Source organism: Herbidospora sp. NBRC 101105, from assembly GCF_030269205.1.
Classification (GTDB): domain Bacteria; phylum Actinomycetota; class Actinomycetes; order Streptosporangiales; family Streptosporangiaceae; genus Herbidospora; species Herbidospora solisilvae.
Window position 1 is genome coordinate 204,256 of sequence record NZ_BSSX01000001.1, and the last position, 15,701, is coordinate 219,956.

Genomic DNA, 15,701 nt, shown 5'->3' on the forward strand with positions numbered 1-15,701 from the left:
CCTCAGCTGATTTCGCGAAGTTGCAGCGGGAGCGCGTCAGGGCTCGCGATGGCGCGAACGGGCTGCCCCGCTCACCCCGCGAAGCTGTATCGCACCCCCGTCATCTGCTCCGACTCGTCCCACAACCGCCGGGCCGCCGCCTCGTCGTGTGACGCCGCGCTGCTGGAGACCAGCTTGGGATAGCCCCGCATCTCGCCCGGCCCGTCGGGCCCGACGTATCCCGCGCGCGGCACCCCTGGCGCCGTGGCCGCGTAGAGCTGTGGCAGCACGCCCATCTCGGCCCGCTGCGCCAGCACCGCGTTCGCCACCCGATGGACCAGCACCTGGACGCGGCTCCCCGTCATCCGGGCCCCGGCCTCCTGCAGCCCAGTCGCCGAATAGCCCGGATGCGCGGCCAGCGACAACAGGGGAGTGGCCGCCGCCCGCCGCTGGAGTTCGTAGGCGAACAGCAGGTTCGCCAGCTTCGACTGCGAGTAGGCCCCGTACGGCGAGTATCGCCGGCTTCCCTGCAGGTCGTCGAAGTCGATCCGCCCGCGCCGGTGCATGTTGGAGCTCACCGTCACCACCCGGGGAGCGGGGCGCAGCAGCAGGGACGGCAGCAGCAGCCCGGTGAGCGCGAAATGCCCCAGGTGGTTGGTCGCGAACTGCATCTCGTAGCCGTCGACCGACAACCGCCGGGGCGGCGCCATGACGCCGGCGTTGTTCATCAGGATGTCGAGCCCGTTGGGGAACACCTCGGGCATGCGCCCGGCGAAGTCGCGCACGGACGACAGATCGCACAGGTCCAGCCGCGACACCACGACCTCGGCCTTGGGGAAGGAGGACCGCACCCGCGCCGCGGCCGCCTCGCCCCTGGTCACGTCACGCACCGCGAAGACGACCTTCGCGCCGCGCCGGGCCAGCTCACCCGCCGCGAGGAGCCCGAGGCCGTTGCCGGCGCCGGTCACGATCGCGCCCTTGCCCGACAGATCGGCGATGTCCGCAGCCGTCCATGCCATTACGTCTCCTCGCCTCGGCCCGCCTCATTCCTCACCATAGGCCGCGATCACCCCCTTATCCGCAGGCCTCGCGGGGTGGGGTGGAAACCCGCCGCCTCCAGCGCCGCCGCGAGGGGTGAGTCGTTGATCGCCGTGCCGTCGGCCCGCTCGACCGTGAGCCGCCCCAGGGCTCCTTCGCGGACGGCCCCCGCCAACGCCCCCACAGCCACGGTCAGATGGTCGTCCTCCCCGAACGACAGCAGCGTCTTCCCGCCCCGTTCGACGTAGAGCACCAGCTTCCCCGCCACGGTCACCACGAGCGCCCCGGCCTTCCGCCCCGGACGGTGCCCGGCGTCGCCGCCCCGGTCGGGCCACGGCAGCGCCGCCCCGAACGGGTTGGCCGGATCGGCCGCCGCCATCACCGTCGCCTTGGGCGCCTCGCGCTCGGCCGCCTGGGGACGCCAGGCCGTCCACGGGTCGACGTAGTCACCCTCTGCCGGAGCCGGAGCCGCCACCTCCACGTCCTTCCGGTCGGAGGCCCGCAGCCGGTCGACGGCCCCCGGCAGCGCGAACTGCGCCCCGCCCAGCCCTTCGACGAAGTAGCCCCGGCGGCACCGCCCGCTCTCCTCGAACGCCCGCAGCACCTGGTAGACGGCGGCGAACCCGCCCGGCAGCCGCTCGGCGGTCACCCCGCCGCGGGTCACCACGCCGTGGCGTTCGAGCAGCATCTCGGCCTGCGCCTGGGCCCGCAGCGTCACCTCGGACGACGGTTCGGGCAGCAGCCACCACCGGCCCCCGACCGTCGGCGGCCCCGACCGTGTCGGCAGCACGGCCCGGCGACGCCGCGACGGCGACGCCGGACGATGCGCCGGCTTGCCCGTGCCGAGCGTGGCCCGCAGCGGCGCGAGCGTGTCGCCGGTCACCCGGCCCGACCAGACCAGGTCCCACAATGCCGCCGCCAGCGTGGCGTCGTCGGGCATGCCGTCGTGCACCACCCGGTTCGACAGGTCGCGGAAGAACAACGCCCCGCCGCCCGCGAGCACGTCGAGCACCGCCTCGTGGACCGGCGTCATGGTGATCTCGGCCGGCTCGGGCATCAGCAGCGGCGCGGTGTCGGCGAAGTAGAGGGACACCCACCCGTCGCCCCCGGGCAGCGCCCCCTGCCCCACCCAGAGCAGCTCGCCCGACGAGGTCAGCTCGTCGAGCAGCGACGGCGAGTATCCGGGCACCCGCCCCGGCAGCACCAGCGTCTCCAGCGCCGAGGCGGGAACGGCCGCCCCCTGCAACCGCTCGACGGCGGCGACCAGCGAATCCATCGCGCGGTGCGAGGCGGCCGGTCCCGGGGAACTCGACCGGGCCCACGGGTCGGGCGCGTCGGAGCGGCCTCTGGACCGCGTGATCCGCCCGTCGCCCGAAGCGCCGCCCGGCGGTTCGTAGGCCGTGATCCCGTGCCACCGGGGCAGGAACGTCGCCAGCGCCTCGGGCGGCACCGGCTCGACCTCCTTGCGCAACCGGGCCAGCGAGCGCCGCCGCAGCAGCCGCAGCACCCCGGCGTCGCACCACTCCTCGCCCCGCCCGCCGGGCCGGAACTCACCCGACACCACCCGGCCGGACGCCCCCAGCCGGGCCAGCGCGTCGGCCACCACCGCGATCCCCACCCCGAACCGCGCCGCGGCCGTCGAGGCCGGGAACGGCCCGCGCGTACGAGCGTGCCGCGACAGCAGGTCGCCCAGCGGGTCGGGCCGGGCGGAGGTCTCGGGCGCGTCGAGGAACTCCAGCGGCACCCCCACCGGCAGCGGCGCCCCCAGCGCGTCACGCAGCCGCCAGGCGTCTTCGATCGCCGCCCACTGCGTCACCCCCGCGACCCGCACCTGGATCGCCCGCCGCGACCGCTCCAGCTCGGCCAGCCAGCCGGGATCGCCCTCGCGGATGGCGACGTCCTCGGCGAGCAGCGGCCCGTGGGACCGGAGCAGGTCGGCCAGGTCTTCGGCGTCGCGCAGCGGCCGGTCGAGCCGGGCCAGCTCACGCTCGGTCTCGGCGATCACGTCGGGGTCGAGGAGCTCCCGCAGGTCGGCCTGCCCGAGCAGCTCGGCCAGGAGGGAGGTGTCGAGCGCGAGCGCCTGGGCCCGGCGCTCGGCCAGCGGCGCGTCGCCCTCGTACATGAACTCGCCGATGTAGTTGAACAACAACGACGCCGCGAACGGCGAGGCCTGCCGGGTCTCCACCTCGACCACCCGGATCCGCCGCGCCGAGATGTCGCGCATCAGCTGCACCAGGCCGGGCACGTCGAACACGTCCTGCAGGCACTCGCGCATGGTCTCCAGCACGACCGGGAACCCGGCGTACTTCGCGGCCACGCCCAGCAGGGAGGCCGACCGCTGCCGCTGCTGCCACAGGGGGCTGCGCCGCCCGGGGGTGCGGCGCGGCAGCAGCAGCGACCGCCCGGCGCACTCGCGGAACCGGGCCGCGAACAGGGCCGACCCGCCGAGCTCCTCGGTGACGATCTGCTCGATCTCCTCGGGGTCGAACGCCGCGACGTCGCTCGGCGCCTCGTCGAGGGTGTCGGGGACCCGGAGGATGATCCCGTCGTCGGAGTGGACGGCCTGGACGTCGATCCCGTAGCGCTCCCGCAACCGCCGCCCGATGGCCAGCGCCCACGGCGCGTGCACCCGCGCGCCGAACGGGGAGTGGATCACCACCCGCCAGTCGCCCAGTTCGTCGTGGAAACGTTCGACCAGCAGCGTGCGGTCGTCGGGCACGTATCCCGTCGCCTCCCGCTGCTCGGCGAGATAGCCGATGAGGTTGCCGGTCGCGAACTCGTCGAGCCCGGCCTCGCGGACGCGCTCGGCGGCGGCCGGACCGGCCCCGGCGAGCTCACGGACGAAGGCGCCGATCGCCCGGCCCAGCTCGGCCGGACGCCCCTGCGGGTCGCCCTTCCAGAACGGAAGTTTCCCCGGCAGGCCGGGAGCGGGAGAGACCAGCACCCGGTCGGCCGTGATGTCCTCGATCCGCCAGGAGGTGGCGCCCAGGACGAAGACGTCGCCGACGCGGGATTCGTACACCATCTCCTCGTCGAGCTCCCCGACCCGGGACGCCTTCTCCCCGACGAGGAACACGCCGAACAGGCCCCGGTCGGGGATCGTGCCGCCGTTGGTGACGGCGAGCCGCTGGGCCCCCGGACGACCGCGCAGCGTGCCGGTCACCCGATCCCACACCAGGCGGGGACGCAGCTCGGCGAACTCCTCGCTCGGGTAGCGCCCGGCCAGCATGTCGAGCGTGGCCTCCAGGGCCGAGCGCGGCAGCGTGGCATAGGGCGCGGCCCGGCGGACCACGGTCTCCAGCTCCTCGACGGTCCACTCGTCGAGGGCGGTCATCGCGACGATCTGCTGCGCCAGCACGTCGAGCGCGTTGCGCGGATAGCGCATCTCCTCGATCCGGCCGCTCTTCATCCGCTCGGCCACCACGGCCGTCTGCACGAGGTCGCCCCGGTACTTCGGGAAGATCACCCCGCGCGAGACGGCCCCCACCTGGTGGCCCGCCCGCCCGACCCGCTGCAGCCCGCTGGCCACGCTGGGCGGCGCCTCCACGCACGCGACCAGGTCGACCGACCCCATGTCGATGCCCAGCTCCAGGCTGGAGGTCGCCACGACGGCCGGCAGCCGTCCCGACTTCAGCGCCTCCTCGATCTGCGACCGCTCCTCCTTCGACACCGACCCGTGGTGGGCCCGCACGACCTCGGGGATCGCCCCCTTGGACGCCCCCGCCTGCGCCATCAGCTCGGCCGGCACCCCCGAGGGCATCGACTCGGAGGTGCTCCTCTCATATGCGAGCTCGTTGAGACGGCTGCACAGACGCTCCGACAGCCGCCGCGAGTTGGCGAAGACGATCGTCGACCGGTGGGCCTCGATCAGGTCGAGAAGGTGCTCCTCCACATGGGGCCAGATGCTGCGCCGGTTGGGCTCGCCGTCGTCGCGCGAGGCGATCTCGGCCATGTCCTCGACCGGGACGACCACGTCGATCTCGATCTGCTTCTCGGACGGAGGCTGAACCACCTTCGCCGGCCGCGCCCCACCGAGGAACGCCGCCACCTCGGAGACCGGCCGCACCGTCGCCGACAATCCGATCCGCTGCGCGGGCCTGGGCAGCAGGGCGTCGAGACGTTCGAGGCTGAGCGCCAGATGGGCCCCCCGCTTGGTGCCCGCCACCGCGTGGACCTCGTCGACGATCACCGTCTCGACCCCGCGCAGCGCCTCCCGCGCCTGCGAGGTGAGCAGCAGGAACAGCGACTCGGGCGTGGTGATCAGGATGTCGGACGGCTTGGACGCGAACCGCCGCCGGTCTTCGGCCGGGGTGTCGCCCGACCGGATCGCCACCGAGATCTCCGGCACGGTCACCCCCGTGCGCCGTGCCGTCTGCCGCACCCCGGTCAGCGGCGCCCGCAGGTTGCGTTCGACGTCGACCGCCAGCGCCTTCAGCGGCGACACGTAGATCACCCGGCACTTGCGCTCGGGATCCTCCCGGGTCGCCAGCCGGTCGATCGACCACAGGAAGGCCGCCAGCGTCTTGCCCGAGCCGGTCGGCGCCACCACCAGCGTGTTGTCGCCGTCGGCGATGGAGTTCCAGGCCCCTTCCTGGGCGGCGGTCGGCTCGGCGAAGGCGCCGGTGAACCACTCGCGCGTCACCGCTCCGAACCTGCTCAGCGCGCCTTTCACCATGTCTGGCCACCTCCTCCGCACATCATGCCTCCGGCGACCGACAGTTCTCGCCGCGGCCGATGTGATTGAGCTGCGGGTAAAGGGACAATCATGAGAACCATGGACATCGACTACGAGGCCATCGAAGCAACCCGCGCCTCTATAAAAGAACGTCATCTCAACGAGCGCCGCCCCCCGAGCAGTGCGCGCGGCCTCCACCACTTCGCCCTGCTGTCGTCGGATGTCGAACGCACGATCGAATTCTATCAGGGGCTTCTGGAGTTCCCGCTCACCGAGATCTTCGAGAACCGCGACTACAAGGGCTCCAACCACTTCTTCTTCGACGTCGGCAACGGCAACCTGCTGGCCTTCTTCGACTTCCCCGGCCTCGACCTCGGCCCCTACAAGGAGGTGCTCGGCGGCCTCCACCACATCGCCATCTCCGTCGACCCCGTCGCGTGGGAGCGCCTGCGCGGGAAGCTGGAGGCCGCCGGAGTGCCGTACATCATGGAGAGCGGCGCCTCCATCTACTTCTCCGACCCCGACGGCGCCCGACTGGAGCTGCTCGCCGACCCCCTCGGCGAGATGTACGGCTCGCGCGTGCTCTGACCACCCGCCCGGCACGGCCATACTGGGGGCCATGCGACTCACGGAATTCTGGAACCGCATGTCCCGCCACTTCGGCGAGACGTACGCCGAGTCCTGGGCGAAGGACTACGTGATCGCAGGACTCGGCGGCCGGACGGTCGAGCAGGCACTGGCCGACGGGTTCGCGGCGAAACAGGTCTGGCAGGCGGTCTGCCAGGTCGTCGACGTCGACCCCCGCCTCCGCTGACCAGGAGAGACATGTCCGCGCGAACCCCCCTCACGTCCGACGAGAAGCTCCGCGCCGAGGCCAACTTCGTGCCTCTGGTCGCCGAGCACCTGACAACCAGCGGCCGCTTCAGAGTGAGCGCCGACACCCCCGAATTGGTGGAGATGTTCCAGAACGTCGCCCATTCGGTCGGCGAACTGCTGGGGCGGCCCGTGGCCAGCTACGCCAACGGCAGATACATGGTGATCACGTTCGCGGAGCCGACGGAGCTGACGAGCGCGGTCGCTCCGCCTCTCGACCGGTGAGCCGGTAAGACGCCCTGCCGCCTGCCGAGACTTCGTGATAGGTCTGGCACCGGTCTCAGACGATGAGCCCGCCGGTCGCCCGCAGGTTCTGCCCGGTGATCCACTGTGAGTCGGGCCCGGCCAGGAACGCCACCACGTTGGCGATGTCGGCCGGTTCGCCCAGCCGCCGCAGGGCGGTCTTGGCGGTGATCCCGTCGAACGTCTCGTCGGCGCTCGCCCCCGACGACTCGCGCATCAGCTCGGTGTCGGTCACCCCGGGCGAGACCGCGTTGACGGTGATCCCGCGTGCCCCCAGCTCCCGGGCGGCCACGGCGGTCAGCAACTCCAGCGCGGCCTTGCTGGCCAGATAGAGCGACAGCCCCTCGGCGGGCGCGCGGGTGCCGAACGACGAGATGTTCACGATCCGTCCGCCCGCGCGCAGAATGCGGGAGGCCGCCTGGATCGCCAGGAACGGCCCTTTCGCGTTCACGCCCATCACGCGGTCGAAGTCGTCGGCGGTGGCGTCGATGATGCGCCTGATCGGGTTGATCGCCGCGTTGTTGACGAGGATGTCGAGGGCGCCCAGCCGGCGTACCGTCTGCTCGAAGAGCAGTTTCACGTCGTCGGGACAGCCCATGTCGGCCCGCACCGCGTGGGCGGTGCCGCCGAACCTGGCCACCTGCGCGACGACCTCTTCGGCCGCCGAACGGTTCTCGTTGAAGCTGAAGACCACATGGGCGCCTTCACGGGCCAGTTTCTGTACGACGGCCCGCCCGATCCCCCGCGAACCACCGGTCACCAGAGCCGCCTTCGCCTCCAGTGCGCCCATGTGTCATCTCCTCACCGCGTGGGGCTCAACGGATCAGCGTGCCACACAATTGTGGAGAAGGGGTGTCAAGCGGCCTGAGAGAGCAGTTTCCCGAGGGTGTCGGCGGCGACGTCGGGATCGGCGGCGTCCTCCTGCCCGTCGGGCGCCCAGAGGAACAGCCACCCCCCGGCCGACTGGGTGGCGAAGACGATCGTCTGCCGGTTCGTACGGGGATGCCAGATCCACAACACGGGCTCGCCCCCGCCGAGCATCCGCCCCTGGAGCCCTCGCCCCGGAAGCCGTTCGGCGAGCGCCTCAAGGAGAGTACGGCGTTCGTTTTCGGTCGACACGGCGCCGCCTTCTCACTCGCGGTTCTTCTGGCTGATTCGCCCGTCTCCTCCAGGATCGCCGCAGGTCAACGGCATGGCAACACCCTGATCACAATGCCCGGGAATGTGACCTTCCGGATGGGTTCCCTTTCCTGAACCGATGGCCCGTTCGAGGTGTGATCGAACAGCCGTTCGGCTATATTTGTGCTGCCGCCCTGGAGGCAGCGTCTCCAGAAAATGTCAGTGGCACCCCATAGCGTTCCGTTGACCGGAACAACCCACGACCCTCACAGGGGGCACCCCAATGGCAGTGAACGACCGCGACAAGGCCCTCGAGACCGCCCTCGCCCAGATCGAGCGGCAGTTCGGCAAGGGCTCCGTCATGCGCCTCGGCGAAGACGCGCGCGCCCCCGTCGAGGTCATCCCGACCGGCGCGATCGCCCTCGACGTCGCCCTGGGCATCGGCGGCTTCCCCCGCGGCCGGATCGTCGAGGTCTACGGCCCCGAGTCCTCCGGTAAGACCACCGTCGCCCTCCACGCCGTGGCCAACGCCCAGCGCCAGGGCGGCATCGCCGCGTTCATCGACGCGGAGCACGCCCTCGACCCCGAATACGCCAAGAAGCTCGGCGTCGACGTCGACGCCCTCCTGGTCTCCCAGCCCGACACGGGTGAGCAGGCCCTGGAGATCGCCGACATGCTGATCCGCTCCGGCGCGATCGACATCATCGTCATCGACTCGGTGGCGGCCCTGGTGCCCAAGGCCGAAATCGAGGGCGAGATGGGCGACAGCCACGTGGGTCTGCAGGCCCGCCTGATGTCCCAGGCCCTCCGCAAGGTCGCCGGCGCCCTCAACAACACCGGCACCACCGCCATCTTCATCAACCAGCTCCGCGAGAAGATCGGCGTCATGTTCGGCTCGCCCGAGACCACGACCGGCGGTAAGGCGCTGAAGTTCTACGCGTCGGTCCGCCTCGACGTCCGCCGCATCGAGACCCTGAAGGACGGCACCGAGCCGGTCGGCAACCGCACCCGCGTGAAGGTCGTCAAGAACAAGATGGCCCCGCCCTTCCGCACGGCCGACTTCGACATCCTCTACGGCTTCGGCATCAGCCGCGAGGGCGGCCTGATCGACATGGGCGTGGAGCACGGCTTCGTCCGCAAGGCCGGCGCCTGGTACACCTACGAGGGCGACCAGCTCGGCCAGGGCAAGGAGAACGCCCGCAACTTCCTGAAGAACCACCCCGACATCGCCAACGAGATCGAGAAGAAGATCAAGGAGAAGCTCGGCGTCGGCCCCCGCCTCGACGCCGCTCCCGAGACCCCCGCGGTCCCCGTCGCCGCCCCGGCCCCGACCGGCCGAGGCTCGAAGGCGTCAGCCACCCCCAAGCCGGGTGACGTCTGACCGATCCGGTGCGACCTTCCGACTCCTGGGACGACGACCGGGGCGCCTGGGGCCGCCCCGGGTGGCCGTATGACGACGACCGATGGTCCGACGAGCGCGAGTCCGACCCTCCGGGCTGGGGCTTCCCGGATTCGCGCTCCGAGTGGGCGTCGGGTGGTTCGGCGTGGTCGGAGATCGACCCGGAGGCGGTACGGGGAGACGGCGGGTCATGGCCGGGCGGCGCGTTCGGCGATCCGGTCGTGGATGAGTCTGATGGCTCGGCGTGGTCGGAGACCGGCCTGGAGAGGGTACGGGGAGACGGCAGGGCACGGCCAGGTGGCGCGTTCGACGACGACCCGGCCGGGGATGGGCCCGACGACTCGGCTTTCGATGAGAACGGGCGGACCGCCTCGGTTTCCGACCGCCGCGACCAGAGCAAGTCTCCGGATGACCAGGAACCAGAGCGTGGGGGATTCGGCTGGTCGCCTGAGGGCCGCCGTGTCGGTGACCTGTCTGGTGACGAGGGGCAACGGGGAGAGTCGTCGCGTGCGTCTTCCAGGGCAGTAGGCCAATCGGGTGGGCCGCATCATGCGGATTCGTTCCCCGGTGGTGAAGGGCGCGATGGCGTGGCGGGCTCTTCGGATTCCCGCGCGACAGCGGAAGATCACCCCAATCCACTTGACTGGGGTGGCCTGCCGGACGAGGAACCCTCCGGGCGTGGCCGACGTGGGCGCCGGTCCAAGACCGGCAGAGGAGGCCGGCGTGCCTCACGCCGTGACGACTTCAACGGTGGCGACTCTGTCGAAGGCGATGGGCTCTTCGGGAGCAACGGAATCGGTGGCGGCGTTGCCGACGGTTTCGGCGGCCGCGGCTCTCGTGGCGGCGTTCGCAGGGGTTTTGGTGGCGGTGACTCCGGTGATGGCATCGGCGGTGGCTTCGGCGATGGCGACTCCGGTGGTGGTGACGCTTTTGGTCCCGATGGCTCCAGTGTTGGTGGTGGCAGCGGCTTCGGTGACGGCGGTTCGCGGGGTCGGTCGAGGCGGCGGGGGCCGTTCTCCGAGGAGCAGAGTTCCGACCCCGAAGCGCGGGCGCGCGGGATCTGTCTACGGCTGCTGACCCTCGCCCCCCGGACAAGGGCCCAGCTCGCCGAGGCCCTGCTCAAGCGGGAGATCCCGGTAGAGGTGGCCGACCGGGTTCTCGAACGGTTCTCCGAGGTCGGGCTGATCGACGACCAGGCGTTCGCCGCCATGTGGGTGAGCTCGCGTCACCACGGGCGGGGGCTCGCGCGCCGCGCGCTGGCGCAGGAGTTGCGGCATCGCGGGGTCGAGGAGGAGATGGTCAAGGAGGCCGTCGAGCAACTCGATCCCGACGAGGAGGTCGAGACGGCCCGGCGGCTCGTCGCCCGGAAGCTGGGCTCGACTAGGGGCGCCGATCCGCGCGCCCGGACGCGCAAGCTGGTCGGCATGCTCGCGCGGAAGGGCTACCCGGCGGGGCTGGCGTTTCGGATCGTCAGGGAGGCACTGGAAGCCGAGGGGGAGGAGGCGTCGGACGAGGGCGGTTACCTGGATTCTCCGTGACGGCGTCGGAACGCGGCTCGGCGCGGTGTCCACGCCCTTGGCAGGCCCCGGCCGCCCCGGCCTTCCGGTGTGTCTCTGGTGCTCTCGTGCCCTTCACGCGGTCTCCGCGGGTCGGTTCCTGCGGCTGGTTCTATCGGGTTTGGGCTGTTCGGCCAGGCGGTCGGCTGTCCCGCCTTACTGCTGCGCTCGACCAGATCGCCGGCAGGCACCGCAGGGAAGCAGACGGTCGGTTCCCAGGTCGGTTGCTGCGATTGTTTCCATCGGTTCGGTCCGTTCGGGCGGTCATCGGCCTTCCTGCTTGGTTGTCCTCGACCAGATCGCTGGCGCAGGCCGCTGGGGAAGCGGACGGTCGGTTGCCGCAGTAGTTGGGTCCCATGCGGTTCGGTCTCTTGAGCCAGACGATCGTGCCCGTTGCTTCGCAGCTGTTCACTAGATCGCTGGCGAGGGCCCCTGGGAAGGGGACGGTCGGATCCCTGAGGTCGGTTCCCCTCAAGTCGGTTCCCGAGGTCGGTCCGTGAGGTCGGTCCGTGAGGTCGGTCCGTGAGGTCGGTCCGTGAGGTCGGTCCGTGAGGTCGGTCCGTGAGGTCGGTCCGTGAGGTCGGTCCGTGAGGTCGGTCCGTGAGGTCGGTCCCTGTGGTGTTTCGCTGCGGTCGGTCCGTTCGGCCAGTGATCGGTTTTCCTGCTTGGCCGCTGTCCTTGCCGGATCGCCGGCAAGGGCCGCTGGGAATGCGGACGGTCGGTGCCCGCAGTCGGTTTCCCGGGGTCGGTTTCCAGGGGTTGGTTCCTACGTTGGTTCGGCCGGGTGTAGTTCGTTCGGCCAGCGAGCAGTTTTCTCCTCGGCTGCCGCCCTTGACCAGAATGCCGGCGTGGGTCCCTGGAGAGGCGGACGCTCGGTTCCCACGATCCGCTCCTGCCGTCGGCCCCTGTGGTTGAACCCCCGTAACCGGGGCGGGGCGGTTGGGGCGTGTTGTCTTGCGGCCGAACCCAGTCAGCTCGTCCCCTTCGGGATGTGTGGGCGCATCCGGTCCCCGCGTGTCTTGACGCCGAGTATGACCGCCCCCGTGCTGAAATGATCCTGATCGCATTTCCTGGCCCCGTCTGGACCCTCGTCATACCGCCGTCTTCGCGGCATCCAAGCCGCATCGCCCATGACGTAGCGAAATGGATCAAACCCGTTCCGTCATCGGGTGCCCCGTCCGGCTCGTCCGGAAACCGGGAAATGATGATCGAGAAAAACTCGCCACCTGCCGCGTCTTTGCTTGCTCGTTACCCGAATGACGCTTAACCTCGACCGCAGTGAGGAGTTACTCCGCGCAGCGCGGATTGCCATAACGGTGAACCACGGCCCCGATCGTTTCGGGGTACGAATATATGCCCTGGTGGTGCCACCAGGTCTCTTCGTGCTGTGCTGGTGACCCCTTGTCGGCTTGACGCTAGAAGGGGTGGGTGCGCGTGGACATGACGATCGTGATCGTGCTGGCAGTGGCGGTGCTGCTGCTTGCCTTCGCGGCGATTGCGGCCCTCCTGATCATTTTGCTCCGGCGTACCGCCCCGAAAGAGCTCGGTCCGAGTCAGGAGCAGCTTGACCAGATCCGCTCGGAGCTCAGCGAGAGCCTCCGGGAGAAGGAGCTGGAGAGGGCGCGCGAAGAGGCGGCGGAGATCCGCGACAAGGCCGAGAACGACGCCGGGGAGATCATCCGGAGGTCCGAGGCGCTCGTCGAGGGGGCGGCGCTGATGCGGCGGGAGGTCGAGGAGGAGGCGCGCGTCCTGAAGAACGAGCTCAAGGAGCTGCGGGCCGACCTCGAACGGCGGGAGAGCCGGCTGGCGGAGCGGGAGCGGCGGCTCGACGAAGAGGGGCGCGCGCACATCGAGCGGGCCGGGAGGCTGGCCGAGACCGAGACCGAACTGGCCGATCGGCGGGCCGAGCTCGACAAGCTGGGGGAGCAGCGGCGGGAGATCCTCGAACGGCTGGCGGGGCTGACCGCCGACCAGGCCAAGGGCGAGCTCGTCAAGGAGATCGAGAACCAGGCGAAGCGCGAGGCGGCGCTGATCGTTCGCGAGATCGAGAGCGAGGCCCGCAAGGAGGGCGAGAAGCGGGCCTGCAAGATCGTGACGCTGGCGGTGCAGCGGGTCGCGACCGAGCAGACGGCCGAGTCGGTCGTCAGCGTGCTGCACCTGCCCGGTGACGAGATGAAGGGGCGCATCATCGGGCGCGAGGGCCGCAACATCCGGGCCTTCGAGTCGACGACCGGGGTGAACCTGATCATCGACGACACGCCCGAGGCGGTGCTGCTGTCGTGTTTCGATCCGGTGCGCCGCGAGACCGCCCGGCTGACGCTCGAGAAGCTGGTCCTCGACGGGCGCATCCATCCGCAGCGCATCGAAGAGGCCTACGAGCGCAGCCGCGCCGAGGTCCGGGACCTGTGCGTTCGCGCCGGTGAGGACGCCCTCGTCGAACTCGGCATCACCGAGATGCACCCCGAGCTGATCACCCTCCTCGGGCAGCTGCGCTACCGCACCTCCTACGGCCAGAACGTGCTCAAGCACCTCATCGAGTCGGCCCACATCGCCGGCATCATGGCCTCCGAGCTGCGCCTCGACCGCGACCTCGTCAAGCGCTGCGCGCTGCTCCACGACATCGGCAAGGCTCTCACCCACGAGGTCGAGGGCAGCCACGCCCTCATCGGGGCCGAGATCGCCCGCCGCTACGGCGAGCACGACGACGTCGTCCACGCCATCGAGGCGCACCACAACGAGGTCGAGGTGCGTACCGTCGAAGCGGTCCTCACCCAGGCCGCCGACGCGATCAGCGGCAGCCGCCCGGGGGCGCGGCGGGAGAGCCTGGAGGCCTACGTGAAGCGCCTGGAGCGGCTGGAGGAGATCGCCCAGGCCCACGAGGGCGTCGAGAAGGTCTTCGCCATGCAGGCGGGCCGCGAGATCCGCGTGATGGTCCGCCCCGACAACGTCGACGACATCCAGGCCCAGGTCATCGCCCGCGACGTGGCCAAGCAGGTCGAGGAGGAACTGACCTATCCGGGCCAGATCCGCATCACGGTGGTTCGGGAGTCGAGAGCGACCGAGTTCGCCCGCTGACCCGAAGGGCGACCGGCGGCTGAGTGCGCGCCGGCTGAAGGTTTCAGTTTTCCGGCCCGGTGCGGCGCCGGCCAGATGAAGCTGAAGGCATCCGTAATGCGGAACCGTTGGGGCGTTCGACCCGGCTGAGCCGGTGCGGTAAAACATGCGAGTTATCGGTCCGGCGAGTCCAGAAGTGCTCAGTCGGCGAGGTACTCAGCCCGGCTGAGCGAGGGGCTCAGTTCGTGAGCTAGTCAGCCAGGCTGAGTGAGGGAACCTCGGTTCGTGAGGTAGCAGGGTCAGGCGTCGGGCCGGTTGAGCTGGTAGGCGTCAGCGTTGAGGTGAGACACCGGGTTGCAGGTGTTGGCGCGGCTCGATCGAAGGCCTCAGCCGGTGAAGTAGGAAGCCAATGTGGAGCCGGATGGCCTTGGCCGGTGAGGAGTAGAGGGGTGCCGGCCCGGCTGAGCGTGAGGGTTTCAGTTCGTGAAGTAGGAGACGTGCTGGACATGAGCTCAGGCGAACGTAAGGCCTCAGCCGGTGAAGCAGGAAGCCAACGTGGAGCCGGATGGCCTTGGCCGGTGAGGAGTAGAGCGGGGTACTGGCCCGGCTGAGTGCGAGGGTCTCAGTTCGTGAAGTAGGAGACGTGCTGGACATAGGCTCAGGCGAACGTAAGGCCTCAGTTCGTGGCTTCGTGCTAGTTCCGCAAGAGCTGCGCGCCGTCGTGGTCCCCGGCCGCTCATGGTGTGCGTCGTCGCTGGTGAAAGGGCTCTTCTTTCGTTACGGCTCCGCCCACCCATCCACCCGACTGACCGTGGCCGAGCGAGGGAAGCGCGTGGCGGGCTCCGCGTATTTCGTACAAAGACTACGAAGACCACCTGATTCGCCGCCCCCGTAGTCCGGCTGACGATGAGCGGGTCATCACGACCCAAGGAGCATGATGTCCCGCTTGTTGAAATCGCTCATGGCCGCCTTCCTCCTGGCCGGCCTGACCTTCGCCGCCCCCGCGCAGGCCGTCGTCACGCCCAAGCCGAAGCCCACGATCGTGCTGGTCCACGGGGCCTTCGCCGACTCCAGTGGCTGGAACGACGTGGCCGGGCGGCTGATCGCCAAGGGCTATCCGGTGATCGCGTTCTCCAACCCGCTGCGGGGGCCGGTGGCCGACGGGGAGTACCTGCGGCTGTTCCTGTCGACGATCGAGGGGCCGGTCGTCCTCGTCGGGCACTCCTACGGCGGGGCCGTCATCTCCAACGCCGGCACCGGCAACCCGAACGTGAAGTCGCTGGTGTACGTCGCCGCCTACGCGCTCGACGAGGGCGAGAGCGTGTCCGACGCGAACCACCTGGCCGGAGGCGAGACGGAGGTCACCAACCACCTGAAGGTCAAGCCCTTCCCCGGCGCGCAGGGCGGCGACCAGGACGCCTACATCGACCCGGCGCACTTCCACCGGCTGTTCGCCCAGGACCTGCCCCGCGGCGTCACCGCGGTGATGGCGGCGACGCAGCGGCCGGGTGCGCTGGGGGCGCTGGTGACCGCGTCGGGGCCGGCGGCCTGGAAGACGATCCCGAGCTACTTCGTGGTCGCCAAGCAGGACAACATCATCCCGACGGTGGCGGAGCGGGCGATGGCCAAGCGGGCCAAGGGTGTCATCGTCGAGATCAACAGCTCACACGTGCCGATGATGAGCCACCCCGACACGGTGACCTCGCTGATCGTGAAGGCCGCCGCGCGCTGACGCCCGGCCGTGAGGGCCCGCCTGCCAGGCGGG

At 70.3% G+C, this 15,701-nt stretch carries 11 protein-coding genes; 7 read left to right on the top strand and 4 right to left on the bottom strand.

Features of this window, described 5'->3' with window-relative positions; genetic code table 11:
* Positions 1-71: 71 nt before the first annotated feature.
* Positions 72-998 carry an oxidoreductase gene (locus tag QSK34_RS00895; RefSeq protein ID WP_285578827.1) on the bottom strand — a complete coding sequence of 309 codons (927 nt, stop codon included), beginning with the start codon at positions 996-998 and terminating at the stop codon, positions 72-74.
* 47 nt (positions 999-1,045) lie between these two features.
* Positions 1,046-5,692 carry an ATP-dependent helicase gene (locus QSK34_RS00900; protein WP_285578829.1) on the bottom strand — a complete coding sequence of 1,549 codons (4,647 nt, stop codon included), beginning with the start codon at positions 5,690-5,692 and terminating at the stop codon, positions 1,046-1,048.
* 90 nt (positions 5,693-5,782) lie between these two features.
* Between QSK34_RS00900 and QSK34_RS00905 the strand changes: the two genes are divergently transcribed.
* From QSK34_RS00905 to QSK34_RS00915, 3 genes are read left to right on the top strand one after another with little or no spacing between them, the layout of a single operon-like run.
* Complete coding sequence (locus QSK34_RS00905; protein ID WP_285578832.1) at positions 5,783-6,280, top strand: VOC family protein; 498 nt, start codon at positions 5,783-5,785, stop codon at positions 6,278-6,280.
* 31 nt (positions 6,281-6,311) lie between these two features.
* The gene (locus tag QSK34_RS00910) at positions 6,312-6,506 is read left to right on the top strand and encodes a DUF3046 domain-containing protein (RefSeq protein WP_030450812.1); all 195 of its coding nucleotides are present in this window, start codon (positions 6,312-6,314) and stop codon (positions 6,504-6,506) included.
* Between the two features lie 11 nt (positions 6,507-6,517).
* On the top strand, positions 6,518-6,790 hold the full coding sequence (locus QSK34_RS00915; protein ID WP_285578835.1) for a hypothetical protein: 273 nt from the start codon (positions 6,518-6,520) through the stop codon (positions 6,788-6,790).
* Positions 6,791-6,845: 55 nt separating this feature from the next.
* Here the strand turns inward: QSK34_RS00915 and QSK34_RS00920 are convergent, their stop codons facing one another.
* A complete protein-coding gene (locus QSK34_RS00920; RefSeq protein ID WP_030450810.1) occupies positions 6,846-7,598 on the bottom strand; it encodes an SDR family NAD(P)-dependent oxidoreductase in 753 nt (250 codons plus the stop codon).
* Between the two features lie 65 nt (positions 7,599-7,663).
* Positions 7,664-7,927: a hypothetical protein gene (locus QSK34_RS00925; protein ID WP_285578837.1), complete on the bottom strand. Its 264-nt coding sequence runs from the start codon at positions 7,925-7,927 to the stop codon at positions 7,664-7,666.
* A 283-nt stretch (positions 7,928-8,210) separates the two neighbouring features.
* On the opposite strand from QSK34_RS00925, the gene recA reads away from it, so the two are divergent.
* From recA to QSK34_RS00945, 4 genes are all read left to right on the top strand, one after another.
* Positions 8,211-9,308, top strand: a complete 1,098-nt coding sequence (gene recA / locus QSK34_RS00930; RefSeq protein WP_161480469.1) for a recombinase RecA — start codon at positions 8,211-8,213, stop codon at positions 9,306-9,308.
* Positions 9,309-10,210: 902 nt separating this feature from the next.
* On the top strand, positions 10,211-10,864 hold the full coding sequence (gene recX / locus QSK34_RS00935; RefSeq protein ID WP_502875397.1) for a recombination regulator RecX: 654 nt from the start codon (positions 10,211-10,213) through the stop codon (positions 10,862-10,864).
* Positions 10,865-12,322: 1,458 nt separating this feature from the next.
* Positions 12,323-13,957 (top strand): ribonuclease Y, encoded by a 1,635-nt coding sequence (gene rny / locus QSK34_RS00940; protein WP_285578841.1) that lies wholly within the window; start codon positions 12,323-12,325, stop codon positions 13,955-13,957.
* A 925-nt stretch (positions 13,958-14,882) separates the two neighbouring features.
* Positions 14,883-15,668: an alpha/beta fold hydrolase gene (locus tag QSK34_RS00945; protein ID WP_285578843.1), complete on the top strand. Its 786-nt coding sequence runs from the start codon at positions 14,883-14,885 to the stop codon at positions 15,666-15,668.
* Positions 15,669-15,701 lie beyond the last annotated feature (33 nt).